The sequence below is a fragment of the Lysinibacillus sp. FSL W7-1291 genome (assembly GCF_038593415.1).
Taxonomy (GTDB): Bacteria; Bacillota; Bacilli; order Bacillales_A; family Planococcaceae; genus Lysinibacillus; species Lysinibacillus fusiformis_D.
Map to the genome: position 1 here is coordinate 2,583,560 of NZ_CP151994.1, position 23,062 is coordinate 2,606,621.

The window sequence follows — 23,062 nt, forward strand, 5'->3', positions numbered from 1 at the left end:
ATTTGGCACACTCCTTTATCCTAATAAACGATAATAAATGCTTTTCGCTTTTTCTATATTTTGTATACCATGTATCACTACGCGCCCATCCTGGAAAATCACAATTCGGTAATCATCAGCTTGACAGGAAAGCAAATAAGGATTTACCTGAATTTCACCATAGGGACGAAGCTGATTTGCCAACTGCTCGAACGAATAGTGAATTGGCTTCGGAGGGCGTATTTGTACTGCGTCTCGTCCACAAAGTATCTGTAATTTAGTTTGATTTTCATAGGATAAATAAGGGTATGTTGGTTGATTGCCACAAGATGGACAATCAGCTTGCCGTATTTTTTCCACATTGATTTCATAGTGTTGATTTTGCCAAACATCAAACGTTAAATAGCTTTTTCGCAAGGCTTTCTCATCACCAACGAGCAATTTTAAAACCTCTGCCACTTGATAAGCTGCAACGATTTGAACTGTTGGGCTAATAATACCTACCGTATCACAAGTCATTCCTGTATGTGGCATGACATGTAACAAGCAATGCAAACATGGTGTTTTGCCTGGTACAATCGTATAGGTCGCACCATAACTACCAACGCAAGAACCATATACCCAGGGAATACGAGACTTTTGTGCAAGGTCATTCATGAGAAAACGGACATCAAAATTATCGGTTGCATCGACCATCACATCGACATCTTCTAATAATGGCAGCAAGGACTCTGTACAAGCGTCCATAATAGCAGTATTGATTTCTATCTCTGAGTTGATGCTGTGAAGTCTTGTTTTAGCTGCGATGACTTTTGGCATTTTTTCTTGTGCATCTAGCTCTGTATATAATTGCTGTCTTTGTAAATTACTCCACTCTACGTAATCACGATCAATGAGGGTCAGCTTGCCAATACCAGCGCGCACAAGTGCTTCTGCGCTAGCACTCCCTAATGCACCTACACCAATGATTAGGACGTGTTTTTGTTGAATGGACTGCTGCCCTGTTTGTCCGATGGGATGAAATAATTGTTGTCTAGAATATCTATTTTGCATAAGTATGAGGCCTTTCTTTCTTTGAATTTTCGTTTGACCTTTTCATTTATAGCATTATAATAAAAGCAATGTTTTTCAGCAAAATACGTTTGAAGGAGGTCTTTTACTGTGCATCCCACACATCAACAGCAACTAATCCAAGTAGCTGTTTTAACGGTCAGTGATACACGCACTAAAGCAGATGATCATGCTGGTCAGCGCATTCAATCCTTACTTCAAGAAGCTACATTTGAAGTAGTCGACTACCAGCTAACAAAGGATGAACCACTGGATATTGCCAATCATATCAAGAAATGGTGCAGTGATCACACAATCAATACCATTATCGTCACGGGTGGAACAGGATTTACACCAAGAGACCAAACCTACGACACCATTCTGCCTCTTTTTGAAAAAGAAATGATGGGGTTTGGTGAATTATTTCGAACTCTCAGCTATGAAGAAATTGGCCCAAAAGCAATGTTTAGTCGAGCCACTGCTGGAAGCCGTCAGCAAACCGCTATTTATGTTTTACCAGGTTCTACAAATGCGGTGACATTGGCTATGATGAAGCTCATTCTTCCTACTGTCCAACATTTTGTCGGTGAGTTGAATCGCCTATGAAAATTGCTGGAGTTGTATTAGCTGGTGGTCAATCCTCTCGCTATGGTCAGCCTAAAATGTTTGAGCTGTTTGCTGGGCAGCCTTTATATAAACATAGTCTCACAGCCTTGCAAAAAAATCGGCTAGATCCTATCATTATTGCTACGAACACGCACTTACAACAGCAATTTGGGCAGGAAAACGTCCAATGGATCATCGAAAAGCAGCCACATCAAGGCCCACTTTTTGCTTTGCATTCTATCATGACAGCCTACCCTGATGTGGAATGGTTTTTTGTCGTAGCGAGCGATATGCCTTATATGAATGCCAATTTTATCAAAAAAATGGTAGGGCTGATTGATGACGCCTATGATGCTATTGTTCCTACGCAAGCTCTACGGGATCAACCATTGGCGGCATTATATCGACGTACAGCTTTACCAAGGGCAAAGCAATTAACGGAACAAAACAAGCGAAGTATGAAAGTGCTGTTAGAGCAAATTCGTGTTTGCTACGTTCCTTTTGATGACAATAGCCCAACATTTGTCAATATCAACGCACAACAAGATTGGTCACAAACGACTAAAAAGGAGTTTAACGATGAATAATTTTACACATTGGAACGAAGAAGGTCGTCCTAAAATGGTCGATATATCTGCAAAAGAAATCACGACACGTACAGCTATTGCTCGCAGTACGATTATTTTATCGGATGCAGTCTATGAAGCCATCCAACAAGGTGGCATTAAAAAAGGTGATCCGACGCAAGTTGCTCAAATTGCAGGGATTATGGGTGCTAAAAAAACGGCCGATATCATTCCTATGTGCCACCCTATCATGCTACAGGGCACAGATTTCCAGTTTGACTATGAAAAGGCGGAGAATGGCTATGAGCTCCATATTCAAGCCACTGTCAAATGTAGTGGGAAAACTGGTGTTGAAATGGAAGCCCTTACTGCTGTGTCGATTGCTGCCTTAACTTTTTATGATATGTGCAAAGCCGTTGATAAAACAATGGTCATTAAAGAAACCTATCTTGTTGAAAAAACAGGTGGAAAAAGTGGCACCTTTGTGCATAAATAAACAGAAAAATTCGGCATCGTTTTGCCGATTTTTTCTGTTTTTTTACACACTACCCCCCAATGTGAGACATTTCAATTTTTGAATTTTTCCTTTTTGCCATTGTTTGTTCATTGCGTTCATCTGAATAACGATCATTTCTTGTTTCCCAAACGTTCGTAATACATTTGATGATGGCTGCATCATCTTGCCCTGATCGTAACAGCTCTCTTAAATCAGTGCCTTCAGTTGCAAATAAACAAGTGTATAATGATCCTTCTGCTGAGAGACGAGCACGGGAGCAATTGGAGCAGAAAGAATCTGTCACAGACGAAATCACACCAACCTCACCTTGTGCATCTTGATATTGAAAGCGCGTTGCCACTTCCCCCCTGTAATTTGGAGCCACTGGCTGTAATGGAGAAAACTGATGGATATGCTCAATGATGTCTTTTTTGGACACCACATCATCTAAACGCCAACCGTTCGAATTCCCTACATCCATATATTCAATAAAGCGTAAAATATGCTGTTTTTCTTTAAAAAATTGAGCCATTGTAACAATGTCTTGGTCATTCTTGCCTTTTTGAACAACCATATTAATTTTTACTTGTAAACCCGCTTCTGCTGCCTTTTCAATTCCCTCTAACACCGGCAATACCTTGCCCCGATGACCATTCATCTCGAAAAAACGTTCTTCATCAAGTGAATCTAGACTAACTGAGACTCGAGATAAGCCTGCTTGTGCCAATGGCTGTGCATATTTTTTTAATAAAGAGCCATTGGTTGTTAAAGCAATATCTTCTACACCCTCTATATGGTGAATACGGGCAATTAATTCGGGCAAATCACGACGTAGCAATGGCTCACCGCCCGTAATTCGCACCTTTTTCACGCCTAATGAAACAAAGATTTTTACTAATCGTTCTATCTCATCAAAATTTAATATTTTATCAGACGGTAAAAATGCATAATCTGGACCAAATACCTCAGCTGGCATACAATAGCGGCAACGAAAATTACAGCGATCTGTTACGGATATTCTTAAATCTCTTAACGGTCTGTGTAATTGGTCTTGTAGATTCGTCATTTAATCTCCTTCTTTCAGTGCATTCTGAGCTGGTAATAGGATGCGGTGTGGATGTGTATAAATATTCAATGAATGCTGTCGGATAAAGCCTACCGTCGTAATGCCAAGCTGCTCAGCCAATTGCAAGGCTAATTCAGTTGGAGCTGATTTAGACAGCACAATGGCACAGCCTATTTTGGAGACTTTGAGTAAAATCTCCGACGATATTCGTCCGCTAAAAACAATTATTTTATCTTGCATACGGATGTTGTTGCGTAAGCAATAGCCGTAAATTTTATCTAAAGCATTATGGCGTCCAATATCCATACGACTTAACACAATGCCATTGACATCACATAGCGCGGCATTATGCACACCACCCGTTTTCTTAAAAATGTCGGCACCATCCTGCATCGCATGCATTAAACGGAAGCAATCCTCAGTCGACATTTGCACCTGAACGTCTTCCATTTTTTTTGCTGCTAATGCATCATTCGTAAAAACAAATCCTTGTCGACTCATCCCACAGCAAGAGGTAATATAGCGTTTGTTTTGCGTCTGCTGATAATAAGGATTGACATGCTTTGTTTTAATATGCACAAAGCCTTCTTTTTCTTGGTGCCAAATTTCCTCAATATCCTCAAAGCTACGAATCACTCGTTCAGAAGCTAAATAGCCGATGACCATATCTTCTACATACTCTGGTGTACATACCATCGTGACAAATTCTTGCTGATTAATTTTTACGGTCACCGCGTATTCTGAGACGATTAAATCATCCATTTCTTTCACTTGCTGTCCTTCAACTCGCACAATTTTCCTTGTTATTGCTCGCTCCATAAGGCATCCCCTTTATTCACTGATATTCTTTTCAAAAACAAAGACGGAAATCGCAAAATCCTCTTCAATTTTAATATCTGAAAATAGGTGGAGTAGTTTGCTGCCCATCAATTCTTCCATACCCTCTGGTGGTGATTGCGTATATAAATCCTGAATCATACTCGTCCTTGCAGCATGCACCATTTTTAACCCTTCTGGTGTACTGGCAATAAATTTTTCTGTCGGTGTGATATTACCGTATAAAGTAGATACAGCCATATTCTCGACAAAAACGGTATGAATACGTTCAGGTCCTTTACCAAATACTTCCTTGCGTAACTTTCGAATCATGTCATTAAATTCGTGTATTTTTTTAGACATAGCAACGATTCTCCCATCGTAATTAAACTTTTTTAGGTAAATGGTTATGAGGGTCACCCTTACAGTTTGTTAATGATATAGCAACTTTTAAAAAAATAAAAGAGAAAATACTTTTTGATAATAATTCTCATTTAATAAATTTTATGATAAATATTGTTCATTTTGAAGGAAAGAGCTATAATATTCATATCACAAATGGAATTGATTTATTTTGATCCCTATGTCACGATGTTGCATAGTGTTTTTAATATTTAAATTCTATTGTTATTAAAAAATAAAAGTAGATTGAGTTTTTAGCAAGGCCTGCTAAGAATTTTATCCACCATGAATCATTAGCATGTCTTGGACATGTTATTTCATGGTGGATTTTTTATTTTTTTAAAAACCGAGACATGGATAACTTGTTATGATCTAGCAATTTGCCTATTTTGAGGTAGCTTCAAGAACAATTGGGAATTACAATGATAACAAGACAATCTTTTCAAAAATAACCAACTCGATTTGTTATTCCCTTTTTGTCTTAAGCTGCAACATGTTGTCCGATTAGTCTCAAAGTGCAAAAGGAGGAAGTTATCTTGACTCAAATTAATATTAATGGCGTATCGTATGATGTAAAAGAAGGAGCTACAATCCTTGATACCATTAATCAGCATGACATTCCGCATCCACAGATCTGTCATGTGCCTGCTGTTGATCCAATCGAAACATGTGATACATGTATCGTGGAGGTGAACGGTCAATTAGTTCGTTCCTGCTCCACAAAGGCAGTAGACGGCATGAATGTTTTATTAACTTCTGACAAAGCAAAAGCAGCACAAACAGAAGCGATGGATCGTCTACTCGAAAATCATTTACTGTACTGTACAGTTTGTGATAATAACAATGGAAATTGTGCATTACACAACACGGCTGAAATGATGGAAATTGAGCATCAAAAATATCCTTACCAACCGAAAGTGGAACCTCATGAAGTGGACATGTCACACCCGTTTTATCGATATGACCCTAACCAATGTATCGCTTGTGGTCAATGTGTAGAGGTTTGTCAAAATTTACAGGTGAATGAAACATTATCCCTCGATTGGGAAGCCGAAAGACCACGCGTCATATGGGATACTGGCGTTGCAATTAATGATTCTTCCTGTGTAAGTTGCGGTCAATGTGTAACCGTTTGTCCATGTAATGCCTTAATGGAAAGATCCATGCTTGGAGAGGCTGGATTTATGACTGGTCTGAAACAGGATATGTTAGATCCGATGATCAGTTTAATTAAGGAAGTTGAACCGGGCTATAGCGGTATTTTTGCCGTTTCTGAAGTGGAAGCAGCTATGCGTAGTAAACGTACTCGAAAAACAAAAACAGTATGTACTTTCTGTGGTGTAGGTTGTTCATTCGAAGTTTGGACAAAAGACCGTAAAATTTTAAAAGTACAACCTTCCGAAGGTCCCGTTAACGCAATTTCTACTTGTGTCAAAGGGAAATTTGGTTGGGACTTCGTTAATTCTGAGGAACGAATTACTAAACCTCTTATTCGTAAAAATAATGAATTTGTTGAATCATCATGGGATGAGGCACTCGATTTAATTGCCACAAAGCTTGGTGGTATTCAGCAGCAATTTGGTCCTGGTTCTGTCGGCTTTATCTCATCTTCTAAAATTACAAATGAAGAGAATTACTTAATTCAAAAAATGGCACGTCAGTTATTTGGAACAAATGATGTCGATAATTGTTCCCGTTATTGTCAATCCCCTGCTACTGATGGTTTATTACGTACAGTAGGTTTAGGTGGTGACGCGGGTACGATCAAAGATATTGCCAAGGCTGGTCTTGTCATCATTGTTGGGGCTAACCCAGCTGAAGGACACCCTGTTTTAGCAACACGTGTGAAACGTGCACATAAATTACATGGTCAGAAATTAATTGTTGCGGATATTCGTAAACATGAAATGGCTGAGCGTTCTGACATCTTTATGCGTCCGAAGCAAGGTACTGACCAAGTTTGGTTAATGGCCGTTACCAAATATATCATTGACCAAGGTTGGCACGATGAAGCCTTTATTCAAGAAAACGTCCTTCATTATGATGATTTTAAACAAGTACTTGAAACATATACACTTGATTATGCGCAAGAAATGACGGGTATTAGTAAAGAAACATTGATCGAAGTGGCTGAAATGATTCGTGATGCAGATGGTACATGTGTGCTTTGGGGCATGGGTGTAACACAAAATACTGGTGGCTCTTATACATCCGCAGCGATTTCAAATTTACTTTTAGCAACTGGGAACTATCGTCGTCCAGGTGCGGGTGCCTACCCTCTTCGTGGTCATAACAATGTGCAAGGTGCCTGTGATATGGGTACACTACCAACTCTCTTGCCAGGTTATCAAAAGGTAACAGATGAGGCAGCGCGTGCAAAATTCGAAAAAGCTTACGGTGTCCCAATTCAGTCGCAACCAGGTCGAACTAATATGCAAATGTTAGATGCGATTATGGAAGGTAAAATGAAAGCCATGTATTTAGTGGGCGAAGATATGGCGCTTGTTGATTGTAATGCCAACCATGTAGATGAGGTGCTTTCACAACTAGACTTTTTTGTTGTCCAAGATTGTTTCCTATCACGTACAGCACAATATGCAGATGTGATTTTACCTGCTGCGCCTTCCCTTGAAAAAGAAGGTACATTCACGAATACAGAACGTCGTGTTCAACGCCTCTATCAAGTATTACCAACACTTGGTGAATCGAAAGCAGATTGGGAAATCTTGCAAGCGGTTGCTCGTCGTTTAGGAGCAGATTGGCATTATGATCATCCAAGTGACATCTTTGATGAAATGGCTAGCCTGTCCCCCCTCTTCTCACAAGCCAACTATGATGTCTTAGAAGGCTGGGGTAGCTTCTGCTGGGGTAGCCATGATGGTAAAGATACACCTTTACTATATGAAGATGGTTTCAATTTCCCTGATAAAAAAGCTCGTTTTGCTTTAAATGATTGGGTGCAACCTGTGGAATATGAGGCACAGTACGATTGTCTTATTAATAATGGTCGTATGCTTGAACACTTCCATGAGGGAAATCTAACAAATAAATCGAAAGGTATTCAATCGAAAGTACCTGATATTTTCGTTGAAGTATCACCGGAACTGGCGAAGGAACGAGGTATTGCAGATGGAGCCTTACTTCGTTTAGTATCTCCTTATGGTGCATTAAAGCTAAATGCTCTTGTCACAGATCGCGTGCAAGGAAACGAATTATTTTTACCGATGAACTCCGTTAATAAAGATTCAGCTATCAACTTCTTAACGGGCCCTGCAGCAGATGTGAATACATCAACACCAGCTTATAAACAAACAAAAGTACGAGTTGAAGTGCTAAAAGCAAAAGGAAAATCACCACTTCCTCGTACGAACCCACGCTATAAAAAGCGTCATCCTCAAAATGGTGTTGAGGTTCATCGGAAATGGAATCGTCCTGGCTACGTTCACTTAACAACTATTAACGAAAGAGAGTGAGAGCATGGCTGTACCTATTACAAGCATTAAAAAACAACAATTGACGGAAGAACAACTAAAGGAACAAAAATTAGACAATCTAAAAGAACTGCTTTCTGATAATGAAGAAGCCGTTAATCAAGTGTTTAGTATTATGGCTGAATTGAATGATATAGGTGCACTAGAAGCAGCAATGAAGCTACTAGAAGCGAAAGAGGATGTAGCCCATATTGCACTTGGACAATTAACTCGTAAGCCTGTAACCAATATTATTAATAATTTAATGGGCGTTGCAGGAGCATTGACGGAGCTCAATCCAGAAACAACGACTAAGCTAATTGACGGCTTAAATTCAGGTGTAGATGAAGCGAGCAAAGCACTTGAATCCAATGAAAAAGTAAGTGCCTTTAAGCTTATGAAAATGTTAAATGATCCAGATGTCAATCGTGCGCTCAATTTTGGAGTCCATTTCTTAAAGGGACTTGGCAAAGGCTTAAAAGAATAAGGTGGTTCCGACATGTTAGTAAAAGAAGATGTTATCAACGCATTACAACAAGTAGAAGATCCAGAGCTTCATCAGAGTATCGTCAAATTGAATATGGTGCGTAATATTCAAATAAACGGCACCCATCTATCGCTGGATATTATTTTAACCATTCCAGGTTGTCCTTTAAAAGCGAAGATCCAGCATGATGTGGAAAAAGCATTACAAGCGATTGGTGCCTCCAGTGTTGCCATTACCTTTGGGGCTATGACAGATCAGGAACGTCGCACATTAACTGCGTCTCTACAAGCGAAAAATGTGACAGAGCAAGGAATGCCGAATATGCTACTGCTTAATTCTGGTGTGCAATTCATTGCCATCACAAGTGGTAAGGGCGGTGTTGGGAAATCGACTGTGACCATTAATTTAGCAGTCGCCCTTGCCCGTCTCGGCAAACGGGTAGGAATACTTGATGCGGATATCTATGGCTTTAGTATTCCTGCTATGATGAATATTGACCAAAAACCTACTATGCTTGACCAAACAGCTATTCCAGTAGAAAGTCATGGGGTTAAATTAATGTCGATGGGCTTTTTTACCAATGACAACCAGCCTGTTATGTGGCGTGGCCCCATGCTCAACAAATGGATTCGCAATTTCCTTGTCAACACATTATGGGGAGACTTGGACTATCTTCTGATAGATTTACCACCAGGGACAGGCGATGTGGCCATTGATATGGCAGCCATGATTCCTCAGGCACAGGAAATCATTGTAACAACACCACATCTTGCTGCTTCTCACGTCGCATCCCGTGCAGGCTTGATGGCTCAACATACGAAACATACTATTCTTGGTGTTGTTGAAAACATGGCTTATTTTGAAGGAGCAGATGGTCAAAAAAACTATCTGTTTGGACAAGGTGGAGCCGATCAGTTAGCAGATTTACTGCAAACACAAGTAATCGCCCATGTTCCTTTTGCTCAACCTGAAGAAAATACAGGCTCATCAGTATATGAGGAAGAAACGATTATCGGTGAGATATTTACTAACCTAGCAGAAGATTTGCTTTACCAATAAAACAAAAATCCCTTGATTTGCTTTTACACAAATCAAGGGATTTTTCTGTCACAAATAGCCTGCCTTTTTTAACACTTGCATGAAATAAAAACGGTACGTATTTTGAACAAAGGTATCTAAAGGTAGTCCAACATTGACCTGATATTTCGTAAAAATAAAATAAAACCGTTTATCCCATTTTAAATGCAGGAGCTCCCCTGCCTCTTCACCATATTTCATAGTAAATTCCTCAATCAAAGGCTCAATCATCTCATAACAATAGTCTTTTAAATGGGCGAGTGCTTCAATATCTTTATCCCTTTGAAAGCGTATAATCCAATCCACTAATTGCTCATTCATGTTTGTACGTCATCCTTTTACATAGAGTTTCTTCCTATTAAATTATACTCCTTTTTTACAGAATCGAAAAATGAACAGTTTTTTCAAATAGATGGTTTTAACTTGTTGTCAAAAGGATAAACATTGGCATTCGCCACTAATCAATAGGTCGATTCCACCGCAGATGATATTGAACATTCCTATTTTTCGTTTCTTTATCCAATACTAATAATCTGTCACCTGCTTGAATAACATAGGTCTCCTCTAATGTACGTATACCAGGTTGTTGTTGGTCAGGATTGATAACACCTATATTTTCTTCCCACAATACTTGATGATTATTCATATCATAAAACAAAACCATATGGTCAGCACTTTCCCGCTGTGTTTGACGATAAGACACGAGAGCTGTTTTTTTTGCGATATCCACATCAATCACTTTAGGTTCTAAATTTTGGTAGGCTTGAATGGCAGGCTCTGTTAGAACAGCCTGACTAAAATCTTGAATTACCTGATAGTCCTCTACAGACTGTGGGTGTGTGGCAAAATATCCAGGCAACCCTGTCTCAATGAAGAAACGAGCTGTTAGGAAATCTTGAGCTTTTGGGTTCTCACTTAAAGTTTCACCATCAAAGTGATAGAATTTGCCATCGACACCCTCCAAATATAAATTATTTTGTAAAATAACCATCTGATGTGCACCATTACTTAATTTATCTATTAATGGCTGATATTGCTGACGAAATTCTTGCTCAGAAAGTATTTCCTTTCCTGTTGCTATATCTAACAGTGACAATTGACCAAACTCATCATCACGATGATGAACAAGAAGACCACCCATAAAATTCCCAATCAATGTATCTTTATGGGAAGCTGATTTTGTCCATTGCTTTTCACCTGTCTCTAAATTCACAGCCACAATGAGATAATGAGCAATCAAATGCGTAATGCCGTTCGATGTTCCATTATTTTCAGAGCCTTGCACCATTTGGACAGCAATGTGTTGTGAATCATCTGTATAAATGGGCGAATCAGATTTTATAGGAAAGCTTCTCCCCGCTAAGCCAAAAACAATCATGACTAGATTGCTAACCACTATAAATACAACTAGTAAAATGCTAGAAATAACAAGGCTTTTACGTTTAATGACGATAAACAATAACAGTAAAAATCCTAATCCTAACACGATACATAAAAAAATATCATGCATCAGCCAGCCATTCAAACGCCATGAATACGTATATCGTTGAAGAAATTGTTCCACCTCTCTACCTCCTCTAACAGCGATTAACTAAAATCTGAATAGAGCACATAACGGTCACATTCCAAGCACTGAAATAAATAGCCTTGATGATGACCATTGTTCATTAACGATGCTGAAAGTTCATCTTTCGGAAAGCCTGTATAATTATCAAATTGATCCTCGATACCTAGCTCCACTATATCACTCCAGCCAACATAGCCGATAAACGCACAATAGTCCGAACAATGAGCTACCCAATTATTGCCCTGCCAGCTTACGTAGCCGGGCGTTCGATAGAGAATTTCTTGTACAAAGGCAGGGTTAGTAACCTGTTCATCATCCATTAAATCTTGCTGGAAAGAGCCATCATATTTTTGGGCAGCCTCTCCACTGTGGATGCAAGAAGGACAAAGATAATCTACATCCTCAATAGCGTAAATACCTCCTGTGTAATAGACATCCACTTGCTGTTGACAGCAGTCACAGACAACGATTTCACCTGTTTCAAAAATTTTCGCCTCTAGCGGTTTAGGAACATATTTAAAGGTTGGAATGATTGTTTGAGTTGGCTGTTGGTCCCTTATTTTTCGTGGTAGCAGAGGATTCACCAAATTTGGTTGATTTATGTAGGTTTGCAGAACACCATATTTTTTTCGATCTTTTTTATCAGCTTTATTCATAATGGTCGTAAAAAGCCGATAAGCCTCTAGGTACATCCTAAGCAAGCAATAGACTTCTACTAGTAGCCTTAACGTTTCTTCCGTTTGCTGCTCCTGCTTTAATCGCTCTTTGAAAACATGCATCTGATTAATCGTTATCGGATCTGAAGGATGAAATTTTTGTCTTAGCTCATGCCATTCCTCAGCAATTGTCATAAAAAATAGACCTCCTTCTCACTCGTCATTTTATTTCACAAAAGAGTAATCTTTTATCATTTGGCAAATTTCCACCTTATAGTTCGCGTACCATTTATCTTGTCCCAATTGCTGTGCGGTTAAATGTTTGGCATTATCTTTCCATGCTTGAATAGCCTCTAGCGATTCCCAATAGGACACCGTAATGCCTTTTCCTTCCTCGTTCCTGACACTTTCAACACGCAGAAAACCAGGCTGTTGCTGTGCTAGGGCATCGATGAGGTCAGCCATTTTGCCATAGCCCTCCCCATCCTGTTTAGTTCTTTGAGATGTAAAAATCACTGCATAATAGGTTTCCATTTATTTCTCCTCCTCTATTACTTTTATTGTAAACGATAATGAAATTAACTAAAATCAAAATATAGAAAACTGAAAGGATTGTGACATATGGGAATTAATCCAAACATGGCGGAGGTAGCGGCACTTCTTGGCGAAAGGTCAAGAGCAACCATTCTTGCTAGCATGATGGACGGGCGTTTTCATACAGCTAGTGAACTGGCGTATATGGCTGCCATTAAACCACAAACTGCTAGCTTTCATCTTGCTAAATTAGTAGAAGGAAAGCTGATTAAAGTTGAAAAACAAGGGCGGCACCGTTATTTTCAATTAGCTGGTGAGGACATTGCTCAATTTCTTGAGTCTTTTCTCGTCATCTCACCGCCACCTGAAGTACGTTCTTTAAAACAATCTAGCCAAATGAAATTATTGCAGGATGCTAGAACTTGCTATGACCATCTAGCTGGTAAATTAGGTGTCCAATTAACAGAGTCAATGGTGGATGCAGGCTATCTAAAATTAGAGGACAAACAATTTATCCTGACAGATGAAGGCACTTTATTTTTTACTACATTCGGGATGGATCTAGCTGCTTTAAAAAGAAAACGACGCTCCTTTTCACCTGCTTGTTTAGATTGGAGTGAACGACGTTACCATTTAGCAGGTGCACTAGGCAATGGTCTATTAAACCAATTATTAAACCTCGGCTGGCTTACACGTGTACCATCTATTCGCGCCATTAAAGTGACTGAGAAAGGTAAAAGAGGTTTTAAAGAGGTATTTCATTTAGACAGCTAGAAGAATAGAGGGCTTTTGGATTGCCCCACTAGCCCTTTATTCTACTAAAAGTACGATTTACTAAATAAATCCCACTAATGATAAATAACCCACCAACCACTAACGATTCATGTAACGTTTCGTCTAATACTACCCATCCTGTTAGCACCCCAAAAAAAGGTGCTAAAAATAAATAGGCACTTGTTTTTCCTGGATCACTATTTTGAAGAAGATAGTACCAGCCTGCAAATTGAATGATGGAAGAAAAAATACTAAGCCATAACAAAATCAATAATGACTGTGGATTGACAATAAAGTATGGTTGCTCTAACACGACACTTCCTAGCAAAAGGAGTAAGCCCCCAAACAGCATTTGATAGGCTGATAAAACCCATGTATCAAAGAACATTCCCCATGTTTTCACTAAAAGTGTTGCAATCGCCCAAAATACAGCGGATAAAAGTCCAAATAGAAGACCTATTTTCAATTCAACTTGTGCCCCCATTGTAATGATCACTCCGATTAAGCCAAGCACAACCCCGATCCACTGATAGAAACGATAGCGTACTTTGGTAAAAATGGTGGCAAATATGACAACGAGTAAAGGGTTTGTAAATGTTAAAATAGATGATTCACTTGCTGTAATGGTGCGTAGACTTAAAAAAATACACCCCATTACACCAGCCGTTTGAAATGCTCCGATGATGCATAGCTTGAGCCATTCTCTCTTTGAGGTCGGATGAGGTCTTTTGAAAATCATGACAACAATGACCATTAGAATCCCTGCCAGCATAAATCGAAGGGCAGCCAATAATAATGGTGATGAATACGGTAATCCTAATTTTACGATAGCAAACGATGAACCCATTAAAAAGGTTGTTACTACTAGTAAAGCAATAAATTGATAGTTTTTCATACAAGATACTCCTAACCTGTTTCATTAATCACTACTATCTGATTATAAACAGGAAGCTATTCAACGCTTATCGAAGTATGGATTACATCCATGTAAAAGAATGGGACAATTAGATTGCTACTTAAAGCGACTTCATTGGGGGAGGTATTTTATTTTCATGAATTTCAATAAAAAATCTTACCTCTAACAACAAAGAGGTAAGATGCTATAACTATCAGTTATCCATAAATTCTTTTAGGTTTTCAACAATTTCTTGTGATCTTGTATGGTGTAAGTAATGGTCACCGTCCAATGTGATTACTTTTCCATGAACTGAATTTTTGACTTGCTCTTCATGCAATGGTATCCAATTTTTTTCAATGCCTTCACTTTTCGCCTGAACAAATAACAAAAGAGGTAAATCTTTAGGGAAAGTTACGTTTTTGGCTGCTGTAAAATTCATTTCTATATTTGTTAATTCATTGGAAGTGCTCGTATTATAAAAGTTTTTGTTTGTAATCATCCGTATTTGTTCTTTTGTGTCATCATCATACGATAGGCCAGCATATGGATCATCTGAAAATTTTATAAGAACTCTAGCGATCCCGGTTTTTTTGAGAAGTTGTAACGACTTAATTGGGAATTTCGTATCCATACCGTCTTGAGTAGGCACACTGCTATCAATCCCGACAAATGCAGTCACCTCATTCGGATATTGATTGACATAATCGAGTCCATAAATACCTGCTATAGAGTGTCCCATGAGCATATAGCGGTCAATTTTCAACGCCTGTAAAGCTTCATGAATCTCACTCACTATGTTGTCGGTGCTTCGTTCTTTATCGGTATCATCACTTAAACCATAGCCAAAAGGCTCTATTGAAACGACTCTGTAATGAGGAGTCAGTTCTTCGATAAGTGGCTTAAAATCAAGTGTTGGTGCTGCTGTTCCGAAGCCTGGTAGTAGGACGATTGTTTCTGCCCCCTTCCCTTGGATGGTAACATTCATTTTTCCCTCATTCACAGTAATGAGCTGACCATAGTGTTCTATTTTCCCTTGCTCTATTTTGTTGCAAATAATGTTTACAATAAACACAATAGCAAGTAGCAGCACTATCGTTAAACCGATAACAGCTATTGTTTTAAGTAAGATTCGAAAAAATTTTTTCATTTTTATGCACGAGGTTCATCTTTGCTCGTGCTTTCCTCCCTTACAACCGTTATTCCAGCTAGCTTACTTAGCTGTTATTGATCAGTGTAAAGGACGAAGATGTCTACTATATGACGGTAATATGAACGCAATATGAACAACAAAAAAATTTCGCTATCTCACGCATTTATTGTGTGATAAGAGGTAATTGGATAATAATGGTCGTTCCTTGTCCAAGCTTACTCTCTACTTGAATGTCTCCTTGATGCAATGATACGATTTGCTTAACGATTGCGAGACCCATTCCACTCCCATCATATTTACGACTATGTGAACGATCCGCCTTAAAAAACCGCTCAAAAATACGCTTCTGATCCTCTAAAGAAATCCCAATGCCCGAATCACTTACTCGTACTATCACATGATGAGCGTCCTGCTTCATACTGACCTCAATCATACTACCTTCATTGGAAAATTTAATACTATTAGTAAGAAGATTGGTCCATACCTGATTTAATTGGTCATAATCAGCCATTATATGAACAGCCTGTAAATGAAGATTAAACTGGATGTTGCGAGCAGACCATTGCGGCTGAATGGCAATAATTACTCGCCTAATTTGCTCATCCAGACTAAACGTCGCACATTGCATTTGCTGTGTCTTCGACTCGAGCAAACTTAGCTTTAACAGGCTATCACTCATCTTAGACATTCGCTTTGCTTCCGACATGATAATATCAAGATAGCGACTTTTCTCCTCGTCTGTAATATCTACTTGCTTCAATGCTGCTGCATAGCCTGATATGGAAGTAAGTGGTGACTGAACCTCGTGTGAGACGTTCGATACAAACTCTCTCCGCATTTGCTCCAATTGCTGTAACCCCTCCGCCATGTCCTCAAAACTTTTGGCCAAGGTACCTAGCTCCCCTGATTGTTTAATATTTAACTCGACATTGAAATCTCCACCTGCAATATGCTTTGTTGCTGTTGTCAATTTTTTTATTGGCTTGACGAGAAACCTAGCAGCCACTATAAACACGACACTGCCAATAACAAGAGCATAAGTAGCAAAATTCAATATCAATTTTATAGCAAAGGAAGTAGAAGGGAGGGAGATGGGTTCGATAAACATCGCCTTAGTCCCCATTGCAGTTTGTAGTGGCATTCCTACAAAAATAGACGAAACACCACCCGGATTAACTTGAATGACTTCCCCATCCAGTACACTTTGAACTTGTGTCATTGTTACATTGGCCAGTGGAACACCCTTTTGCTCTCCGTAGGATTTGAACTGCCCCTTTTCTTCATAAATGCGGATATAGTAGGATTCAAGCTGATGCATTTCACGAATAAATTGTTCTGCTTCATTAAATGGCAATGTCTCAAATATATGGACAATGTCCTGACCAAAATTCACTAGGGGGATTTGTAAGTTTTCATTCAATTTATCTTCAAATACCCATGTTGCCATAAAAAAGGATATAGTTGTGCCACCAATTACGGCAACTAGAAATGTTAAAACGACACGCGTATATAATGATTGAATCATTCGTTAACCTCAAGTCGGTAGCCAAGACCTCGTACTGTCTCAATCTGAAATTCAGTTGTTGCAGTGAAGCGCTCGCGCAGACGCTTAATATGTACATCGATCGTTCGATTATCGCCAGCATAATCCATTCCCCAAATTTGATCGATCAGCTGCTCTCGTGTGTAGACCTGCCCAGGTGTTTCCGCAAGCTTATATAATAATTCAAACTCCTTTAGCGGCAGCGAAATAGACTCTGTTCCATTTTTAATTTTATAGGTCTGACGATCCAGCATGATTTGACCAAGTTGAATGATCTGTGAGTAGCCAATCCTGTAGCGCTTTAGAAGAGCCCTTACTCGTACCGTCAACTCTAGTGGGTCAAAAGGCTTTGTCAAATAATCATCTGTTCCGAGCTCAAAGCCCTTCACTTTTTCCCATGTTTCCCCCCTTGCTGTTAGCATCAGTAAGGGAAGCTCAGCATTTACTTTGCGCAGCTCCTTACATAATGTCCAGCCATCCATCGTCGGCATCATAATATCCAGCACAACAAGATCGACAGGCATTGAGTGATAGATGGCTAGAGCTTCTTTGCCATCCTCGGCCTCCACTGTTGTGAACCCGTCTTTGCGCAGAAAAAGGCAAACAAGTTCACGAATATTCGCATCATCATCCGCAACAAGTATAGTCGGCATACGTTCGTTCCCCTTTTCCAATGTATTATTCACATACATTATACTATATATCTGCTTCACTTCCCTTTTACCACACACTGTTATCAATAGCTGACGTCCCAAAAATAAAAAACCCCCTTCCTCTATACGAAAAAACGATAAAGGAAGAGGATTCTATTCAAGCAATCAGCTGTGCAAACCACGCTACATAATGGGCGCCAGGAATCAATAATAGCTGTGCCACAATCGTTCCTAAAAATCTAGAGAACATCATCATAACGGAAGCTTTTTTTAATTCAAGATAACTTCCTCTCTTATTGATAACATCATCGGCCAGTATGGATATTTTAGGATCAATAAATAGAATCAAAAGTATCGTCGCTATGCCATTGATTAATCCAGATGCCATAACCGCAGTAGTCTTTAGTTCTGGTACTAACAAAGTGGCATACAAAGCAGATAAAACGCCAATGGTATAAATCGCTGTTATGACAATATTGATAACAAATAATTTCATTGGTATATCCCGTAAGCTAATACCTTTTAAATAAGTAAAATGAGGTTTATCAATGTGCTTCATACCTCGTCTTACATATTCAAACGTAAAGCCCTTTTTCAATAAAGCGGGGATTGAGCCTCTTTCCTCTGCCAAATGGACGATAGCCCTTGAAAAAATAGCTATGAAGGTTGGGATTAGTAAGATCCCTAGTAATGTTCCAAGTGATGCCGCTCCAATAATCAGTCGAAATTGGTTTTCTACATGTATCAAAGCCTGATCGGCTGGTGCTGTATCAACAAGACTTCCTGTAAATGGTTGCTGCATCATATTCGCCAGCCTCGACACCATAACCATCACATTAAAAAGAGATAAAGCCGATGCTAGTAATTTAACACGTGCCCCTGATAAACGTACAGCATAAGCAAGTGTCTCAATAGCATGAATGATTAAAATGAATAAAGCAATCATGATTAATTTATCTGTGATTAACTCCACTTCTATACCTACTCTTCGCTTTCCTACAATTTAACATTGTGACGCTTCTCCCGCAAAATAGTTCCGATTGAAAAGATCTTACCCTAAAAAGATATGGGTAAGATCTAAAAAGCGCTTCTATACAATTGTACTACGCTGCACTTCTAAACCAAATCACAGCTGGAACATTTATCTTTGTTCAAAGATGACGCCACTTAATTTTCTAGGTGGAGAAATCACCTTATAAGGGATAATGAACTTGTCCTTTTTGTCATGCACAGCGTGACATCAACGCTAGTAAGAGTGGCAGGTCTAAGATTATACGCTTATAAATACTGTTCGTATGATAATCTTAACGAATTAGTTTCCACGTATAGGCTGACATTTTGTCATTGAAGTTATAAGACATTAAATTGAATAATTGTGCTGAACCAGTTGTGTTTGCTATCGTTACACTATTCCCTGTAAAATTACTATGCTCATAGATAGTTATTTCTGTATAAGGTTTTAATAAAATGGATGACACTTGATCATTCCATTGAGAATGTGGAAGATAAGTCAAATCTATTCCCTCTCCATCTATATGCTCAAATAAGTGTGGCTCATCAGTTGGTAGATTGCGAAAATTAGAACGTATTATCTCTTCATGTAATTTCGGATTCCATCTATCACCTATATAGTCCATAATGATCCATCCAGCTTTTGTTTCAAGATTCTTTAGATGCTCTAATCTCACTTTAGCCGCAGTAATGCTATTCAAGTAGGAAGCATAGTAATACGGACTACTCCAAGCCGTACCACCAGAAGACAAACTCGTGAAATTGATATGAATGTGATTTGGGTTATCTTTATTTAATGCTGTCTCTTTTAGCATACTATCAATTGCTGCTTTCTTTTCCTCATAGTTCACATTATATTTATCTTGTACCGTTATTTTCACATTACCATTTGTCATAGAAGTAAATGTTGCGTTATCTTTCCACGCAAAATTTTTATATCCACCAGTCATCGTACTACCAGAATATCTTCTTAAGAGTACGATTTTTCCACGAGAATCCCCTAAAGTTATATTCCCTTCTGTCTTCAAGAAAATAGAATCTCCAAAATACTTATTTTCAAAGGTTCTAGCAAATGACTCTTTTGCTCCTGGCATGGATTCATACTCTTCTTTTAGAGACATTATAATGGTTTCACTTGGATGACTTTTTAAAAATTCTTTGGCTTCATTAATAAATTGCTGGAGTGTTACATAAAGATAAACAGGTCCATGATGTAGAACAATTGTATTATCATCCGTTACACGTCCTCTGATGTCAAAAAATCTGACACCTTGATCCATTTGAGAGCGAAAGTCATTTTCTTGCGTTTTTGCCCATACGGATTTTATAGGATCCTCCAGTTTGAATGTACCACTATCATGGGTTCCTGGAATAGAAATTTCTGCTAATGCACGAGAGTTAGGTATTTCTCTCATCCACTCTGATAAATTTAGATTATTTTGTTCGGAAGCTGCCAGAGAAGTTAAGTGGACACCACCTAAAGAAAAAAGCATTGTAAAGAAAAAACATATACTTGCGATTATTTTCTTACTTTTTAATATCACCATAAATACTATCTCCTTCTCTTTCACTCACTAAAAACTACCATTTATCCAATTTTAGTTGAGGTGAGTATGTCAGATCTAACAAAAGCATTCTATTATACTCCAATATCCAATGTTTTTTGAAAATGGATAGACAAGCTATAAAGAGTAGCTTCAAAAAACGTTTTTCCCAATCTACTTCTTTTAAAATACAAGTCTTATTAGATGAAATTAACAGGTGCATTGCATCGTTTTTTTTATCATAAAAAACGATGCAATAGAAATTCATACCAATTATCAATAGCAAAAAGTAAAGTAATCTACTTTGAAGATTCTAGATTTAATTCTTTTATTCCCTCTTTTAATGTGACTGCATCTATTTTTAATGTTTTCCAGCTGTCTTTAGCTGCATTCAAGTTAGGAAGTAAAAATTTAAATTTATTTTGTTCGGCCTTATCAGCTGCATTCTCAATATGTCTGAGTACTCCTGTATATTGAGAATCTAAGTCATTCCATTGTGCAGACATAAAAGTAAGAGCATTAATCGCATCATCAAGTGCATTATACATCTCACTAATACTATTATGCGCAACTCCAACTACACGATTTAATGTTAATTTATAATCAACTGTCTGTTGTAATTGTTTTAATAACGGTTCTAATTGACTTAAATTCTCTTTTGCAATCCCCAACATAATACCGCCAGCAATTAGTGTAGGAATAGTAGGCACCGCTATTGTTATTATTCCATCAGATTCTAATTTTTTATAATAGTTTACTGATTCTAAAACTTCATTTAAACGTTTTTGATCATCCTCAACTGCTGCCCCTTGGTTTTTTAAAATTGACTGTAAGAGTTCTTTGTTACTTCCAAATGCTCTGACATCTTTTCCAATATTGTCTCTTAATTCCGTTAACGCTTCTATTAATTGTTGTGCACATTTTTGATTTTCTTGAATTTCTTCTCGTAAATCTGTAATTCCTTCTATTAATGTTTCTCCATCATTTGCATTTATTGCATATACAATGACGTCATAATAATTTTCAAATTTGGTATCGTATTCGATAATCCCCGTCAATGTATCAATCAGCTGTTTTTTTACTTTCGTATCCCATGTAAGGGCGTGTGCTCTTGCATCCTTTTGGTCTTGTACAATTTTACCCGGTAAATCCTCGTATCCATTAATATTTATTCCTTCAAAGTTCACATCTGGATTTTTGATCAACATATACGAATAAGCATTCATAGATTTTGCAAAAAGCCCAGCCTTTTGCAAGGTTTCTCTCATTTTGGCTTCATTTGCTGAAAGAGACGTATCATCATAGTTCGTTTGCTCCATTTTGCTTGTAGTTGCATAAGCGGTTACTGGTGATACTATAGAAGTGGATGTCAGGGTTAAAGCGGCTGATACAGCAAGTAGATTGTAAAGAAACTTATTATTCATTTTATATTCCTCCCTATATACTTTTTAAGTTTTTGTGCATTAGTCTTGTGTGAAAGCAATGTCTTTTGCAATAAATTCCGCATCTTTATGAATATCATTCCAACTTTGTTTAGCTGCTTTTAAATCATCAGGTATTAAAGAGAGCTTATGATCTTGCATTTGATCGATATTATCATATAAGTCTTTATAATTTGCCCCCATTGTATTCCATTGCTTTTGGATGTTTGTTAGAGACATGATTGCTTGATCCACTGTTTGATACAAATATGTCAACGTGTCTTTTGTGTTATTAAGTGCAATAACGGCTTGGTTAGCAAGATCAGCTTTCGTGCTTAATTCCCCTATTTTATGGGAAATTTCGTTATAGGCATTCATATGATTAGATGCCATAATACCGGATGCTGTCCCTAAACCAATACCAGCTGCACCGAGTGCTGTAAGGCCACCAACAACAACCGGCGTTGCTGTTCCACCAGTCACAACAATTACTACCCCTCCTGCAATCGTCCCAATAACTAAAATAGCTGCTCCCAATCCTCCTCCAATTGACCATGCTAAAACATTGTTAAAATGGTCTTTCTGAGTGGAAGATAGCTGCTGAATTTCAGCATGAAGTTGTGGAATCAATGCTTCTTTTCCAGCTAATATGGCTGTTAATCCACCCTTCCCATCTGGACCACCGACATTATTTTTAAAATCAATTGAATTTGTATAGAGTTTCGTTTTGAAATTTTCTAATATGTTAATTACTTCTGTCACTTCTTTTGAATTTGTATGAATTGAACTGATTAGATCACCAATGCCTTCTTTTAGCCCCTCCCTATCTTTTTTTTGGACAATGTCTATTAATGTGTCGTAATAATTATTAAATTGTTCATCGTAATTCACGATATTACGTGCTGTCTTTTGAATTTTTGGCTTCGCTGTATCTAACCAATAATTTGCATTGATTCGAGACAGATCCTGATTAAGGTGAATATTTTTGATTAATTCTCCCCCTTCTGACCCTAGATCAATATTGGAGAGATTTACATTCGGTTGCTTAATCATTGTTTTTGCGTACAAATCCATTACAAGAATATGAGATCCCGTTCCCGCTAACGCCTTCTTCAGTCCCTCAGGTCCTAATTCATAATTATCCTGTTTTTGAACGACCTCTTTTTGAGCGCTCCATTCTTGTGCAAACGCATGAATAGATGTACTATTATTAGCAGTTAAAAGCGTTGTCAATGCAGCCAAGGTTAACACCTTATACGAAAATTTCTTCATATTTTTTCCTCCCTACTTTTCGAT

Annotated in this window: 22 protein-coding genes and 1 pseudogene; 7 read left to right on the forward strand and 16 right to left on the reverse strand. The window is 38.2% G+C overall.

The genetic code is table 11. The features are described 5' to 3' along the window. Nucleotides 1-15: 15 nt before the first annotated feature. Nucleotides 16-1,032, reverse strand: coding sequence for a thiazole biosynthesis adenylyltransferase ThiF (locus NST76_RS12510; protein ID WP_036120630.1), 1,017 nt, complete (start codon nt 1,030-1,032; stop codon nt 16-18). 108 nt (nt 1,033-1,140) lie between these two features. Here NST76_RS12510 and NST76_RS12515 point away from each other — a divergent pair, with 108 nt between their 5' ends. The 3 genes from NST76_RS12515 to moaC are packed head-to-tail and all read left to right on the forward strand — an operon-like array spanning nt 1,141 to nt 2,697. Then, the gene (locus tag NST76_RS12515) at nt 1,141-1,635 is read left to right on the forward strand and encodes a MogA/MoaB family molybdenum cofactor biosynthesis protein (RefSeq protein ID WP_036120634.1); all 495 of its coding nucleotides are present in this window, start codon (nt 1,141-1,143) and stop codon (nt 1,633-1,635) included. Further along, the gene (locus NST76_RS12520; protein WP_342543947.1) at nt 1,632-2,222 is read left to right on the forward strand and encodes a molybdenum cofactor guanylyltransferase; all 591 of its coding nucleotides are present in this window, start codon (nt 1,632-1,634) and stop codon (nt 2,220-2,222) included. Before NST76_RS12515 ends, NST76_RS12520 begins: the two co-directional genes overlap by 4 nt. Continuing rightward, the gene (gene moaC / locus NST76_RS12525; RefSeq protein WP_036120641.1) at nt 2,215-2,697 is read left to right on the forward strand and encodes a cyclic pyranopterin monophosphate synthase MoaC; all 483 of its coding nucleotides are present in this window, start codon (nt 2,215-2,217) and stop codon (nt 2,695-2,697) included. The genes NST76_RS12520 and moaC overlap by 8 nt, the downstream gene beginning before the upstream one ends. A 49-nt stretch (nt 2,698-2,746) precedes the next feature. Here moaC and moaA read toward each other — a convergent pair whose 3' ends face one another. Genes moaA through NST76_RS12540 form a run of 3 tightly spaced genes read right to left on the reverse strand, consistent with a single transcriptional unit; the run spans nt 2,747 to nt 4,942 of the window. Next, the gene (moaA, locus tag NST76_RS12530; protein WP_036120644.1) at nt 2,747-3,763 is read right to left on the reverse strand and encodes a GTP 3',8-cyclase MoaA; all 1,017 of its coding nucleotides are present in this window, start codon (nt 3,761-3,763) and stop codon (nt 2,747-2,749) included. Then, nucleotides 3,764-4,582 carry a formate dehydrogenase accessory sulfurtransferase FdhD gene (fdhD, locus tag NST76_RS12535; protein ID WP_141903727.1) on the reverse strand — a complete coding sequence of 273 codons (819 nt, stop codon included), beginning with the start codon at nt 4,580-4,582 and terminating at the stop codon, nt 3,764-3,766. It lies immediately after the preceding gene. A 12-nt stretch (nt 4,583-4,594) separates the two neighbouring features. Further along, entirely contained in the window at nt 4,595-4,942 is a 348-nt protein-coding gene (locus NST76_RS12540) for a DUF2294 domain-containing protein (protein ID WP_036120650.1), read from the reverse strand. Between the two features lie 575 nt (nt 4,943-5,517). Between NST76_RS12540 and fdhF the strand changes: the two genes are divergently transcribed. Genes fdhF through NST76_RS12555 form a run of 3 tightly spaced genes read left to right on the forward strand, consistent with a single transcriptional unit; the run spans nt 5,518 to nt 9,997 of the window. Further along, nucleotides 5,518-8,454, forward strand: coding sequence for a formate dehydrogenase subunit alpha (fdhF, locus tag NST76_RS12545; protein ID WP_342543948.1), 2,937 nt, complete (start codon nt 5,518-5,520; stop codon nt 8,452-8,454). Between the two features lie 4 nt (nt 8,455-8,458). Continuing rightward, nucleotides 8,459-8,938: a DUF1641 domain-containing protein gene (locus NST76_RS12550; protein WP_058844573.1), complete on the forward strand. Its 480-nt coding sequence runs from the start codon at nt 8,459-8,461 to the stop codon at nt 8,936-8,938. Between the two features lie 12 nt (nt 8,939-8,950). Further along, complete coding sequence (locus NST76_RS12555) at nt 8,951-9,997, forward strand: Mrp/NBP35 family ATP-binding protein (protein ID WP_058844572.1); 1,047 nt, start codon at nt 8,951-8,953, stop codon at nt 9,995-9,997. A gap of 48 nt (nt 9,998-10,045) precedes the next feature. Here NST76_RS12555 and NST76_RS12560 read toward each other — a convergent pair whose 3' ends face one another. The 4 genes from NST76_RS12560 to NST76_RS12575 all read right to left on the reverse strand — a co-directional run bounded on the left by NST76_RS12560 (nt 10,046) and on the right by NST76_RS12575 (nt 12,772). Continuing rightward, nucleotides 10,046-10,336, reverse strand: coding sequence for a hypothetical protein (locus NST76_RS12560; protein ID WP_036126901.1), 291 nt, complete (start codon nt 10,334-10,336; stop codon nt 10,046-10,048). Between the two features lie 136 nt (nt 10,337-10,472). Next, nucleotides 10,473-11,579: a PA2928 family protein gene (locus NST76_RS12565; protein WP_101966747.1), complete on the reverse strand. Its 1,107-nt coding sequence runs from the start codon at nt 11,577-11,579 to the stop codon at nt 10,473-10,475. Nucleotides 11,580-11,602: 23 nt separating this feature from the next. Then, on the reverse strand, nt 11,603-12,433 hold the full coding sequence (locus NST76_RS12570; RefSeq protein WP_089932615.1) for a CbrC family protein: 831 nt from the start codon (nt 12,431-12,433) through the stop codon (nt 11,603-11,605). A 30-nt stretch (nt 12,434-12,463) separates the two neighbouring features. Beyond that, nucleotides 12,464-12,772 carry an antibiotic biosynthesis monooxygenase gene (locus tag NST76_RS12575; protein ID WP_089932612.1) on the reverse strand — a complete coding sequence of 103 codons (309 nt, stop codon included), beginning with the start codon at nt 12,770-12,772 and terminating at the stop codon, nt 12,464-12,466. Nucleotides 12,773-12,859: 87 nt separating this feature from the next. On the opposite strand from NST76_RS12575, the gene NST76_RS12580 reads away from it, so the two are divergent. After that, nucleotides 12,860-13,546, forward strand: coding sequence for a winged helix-turn-helix domain-containing protein (locus NST76_RS12580; protein ID WP_089932610.1), 687 nt, complete (start codon nt 12,860-12,862; stop codon nt 13,544-13,546). A gap of 28 nt (nt 13,547-13,574) precedes the next feature. Here the strand turns inward: NST76_RS12580 and NST76_RS12585 are convergent, their stop codons facing one another. The 8 genes and pseudogenes from NST76_RS12585 to NST76_RS12620 form a co-directional block, all read right to left on the reverse strand. After that, a complete protein-coding gene (locus NST76_RS12585; RefSeq protein ID WP_101966748.1) occupies nt 13,575-14,441 on the reverse strand; it encodes a DMT family transporter in 867 nt (288 codons plus the stop codon). Between the two features lie 214 nt (nt 14,442-14,655). Next, complete coding sequence (locus tag NST76_RS12590) at nt 14,656-15,591, reverse strand: alpha/beta hydrolase (RefSeq protein WP_058844568.1); 936 nt, start codon at nt 15,589-15,591, stop codon at nt 14,656-14,658. 166 nt (nt 15,592-15,757) lie between these two features. After that, nucleotides 15,758-17,119: a HAMP domain-containing sensor histidine kinase gene (locus NST76_RS12595; RefSeq protein WP_058844567.1), complete on the reverse strand. Its 1,362-nt coding sequence runs from the start codon at nt 17,117-17,119 to the stop codon at nt 15,758-15,760. Next, nucleotides 17,116-17,790, reverse strand: a complete 675-nt coding sequence (locus NST76_RS12600) for a response regulator transcription factor (RefSeq protein ID WP_058844595.1) — start codon at nt 17,788-17,790, stop codon at nt 17,116-17,118. The genes NST76_RS12595 and NST76_RS12600 overlap by 4 nt, the downstream gene beginning before the upstream one ends. 157 nt (nt 17,791-17,947) lie before the next feature. Next, nucleotides 17,948-18,736: a lipid II flippase Amj family protein gene (locus NST76_RS12605; RefSeq protein ID WP_342545278.1), complete on the reverse strand. Its 789-nt coding sequence runs from the start codon at nt 18,734-18,736 to the stop codon at nt 17,948-17,950. 619 nt (nt 18,737-19,355) lie between these two features. Beyond that, nucleotides 19,356-20,294, reverse strand: a pseudogene (locus tag NST76_RS12610) (phosphatidylinositol-specific phospholipase C domain-containing protein); the annotation flags it as partial. Between the two features lie 350 nt (nt 20,295-20,644). Next, complete coding sequence (locus NST76_RS12615) at nt 20,645-21,769, reverse strand: HBL/NHE enterotoxin family protein (RefSeq protein WP_036126924.1); 1,125 nt, start codon at nt 21,767-21,769, stop codon at nt 20,645-20,647. 39 nt (nt 21,770-21,808) lie between these two features. After that, nucleotides 21,809-23,038: an HBL/NHE enterotoxin family protein gene (locus NST76_RS12620; protein ID WP_089932605.1), complete on the reverse strand. Its 1,230-nt coding sequence runs from the start codon at nt 23,036-23,038 to the stop codon at nt 21,809-21,811. Nucleotides 23,039-23,062 lie beyond the last annotated feature (24 nt).

Coding starts and splice junctions, on each gene's coding strand:
- NST76_RS12520 (WP_342543947.1), top strand. CDS start 1,632: ATGAAAATTGCTGGAGTTGTATTAGCTGGTGGTCAATCCTCTCGCTAT.
- NST76_RS12575 (WP_089932612.1), bottom strand. CDS start 12,772: ATGGAAACCTATTATGCAGTGATTTTTACATCTCAAAGAACTAAACAG.
- NST76_RS12585 (WP_101966748.1), bottom strand. CDS start 14,441: ATGAAAAACTATCAATTTATTGCTTTACTAGTAGTAACAACCTTTTTA.
- moaC (WP_036120641.1), top strand. CDS start 2,215: ATGAATAATTTTACACATTGGAACGAAGAAGGTCGTCCTAAAATGGTC.
- NST76_RS12560 (WP_036126901.1), bottom strand. CDS start 10,336: ATGAATGAGCAATTAGTGGATTGGATTATACGCTTTCAAAGGGATAAA.
- NST76_RS12605 (WP_342545278.1), bottom strand. CDS start 18,736: ATGATTGCTTTATTCATTTTAATCATTCATGCTATTGAGACACTTGCT.
- NST76_RS12555 (WP_058844572.1), top strand. CDS start 8,951: ATGTTAGTAAAAGAAGATGTTATCAACGCATTACAACAAGTAGAAGAT.
- NST76_RS12550 (WP_058844573.1), top strand. CDS start 8,459: ATGGCTGTACCTATTACAAGCATTAAAAAACAACAATTGACGGAAGAA.
- NST76_RS12580 (WP_089932610.1), top strand. CDS start 12,860: ATGGGAATTAATCCAAACATGGCGGAGGTAGCGGCACTTCTTGGCGAA.
- NST76_RS12615 (WP_036126924.1), bottom strand. CDS start 21,769: ATGAATAATAAGTTTCTTTACAATCTACTTGCTGTATCAGCCGCTTTA.
- NST76_RS12570 (WP_089932615.1), bottom strand. CDS start 12,433: ATGACAATTGCTGAGGAATGGCATGAGCTAAGACAAAAATTTCATCCT.
- NST76_RS12600 (WP_058844595.1), bottom strand. CDS start 17,790: ATGCCGACTATACTTGTTGCGGATGATGATGCGAATATTCGTGAACTT.
- fdhD (WP_141903727.1), bottom strand. CDS start 4,582: ATGGAGCGAGCAATAACAAGGAAAATTGTGCGAGTTGAAGGACAGCAA.
- NST76_RS12540 (WP_036120650.1), bottom strand. CDS start 4,942: ATGTCTAAAAAAATACACGAATTTAATGACATGATTCGAAAGTTACGC.
- NST76_RS12510 (WP_036120630.1), bottom strand. CDS start 1,032: ATGCAAAATAGATATTCTAGACAACAATTATTTCATCCCATCGGACAA.
- NST76_RS12620 (WP_089932605.1), bottom strand. CDS start 23,038: ATGAAGAAATTTTCGTATAAGGTGTTAACCTTGGCTGCATTGACAACG.
- NST76_RS12595 (WP_058844567.1), bottom strand. CDS start 17,119: ATGATTCAATCATTATATACGCGTGTCGTTTTAACATTTCTAGTTGCC.
- NST76_RS12590 (WP_058844568.1), bottom strand. CDS start 15,591: ATGAAAAAATTTTTTCGAATCTTACTTAAAACAATAGCTGTTATCGGT.
- moaA (WP_036120644.1), bottom strand. CDS start 3,763: ATGACGAATCTACAAGACCAATTACACAGACCGTTAAGAGATTTAAGA.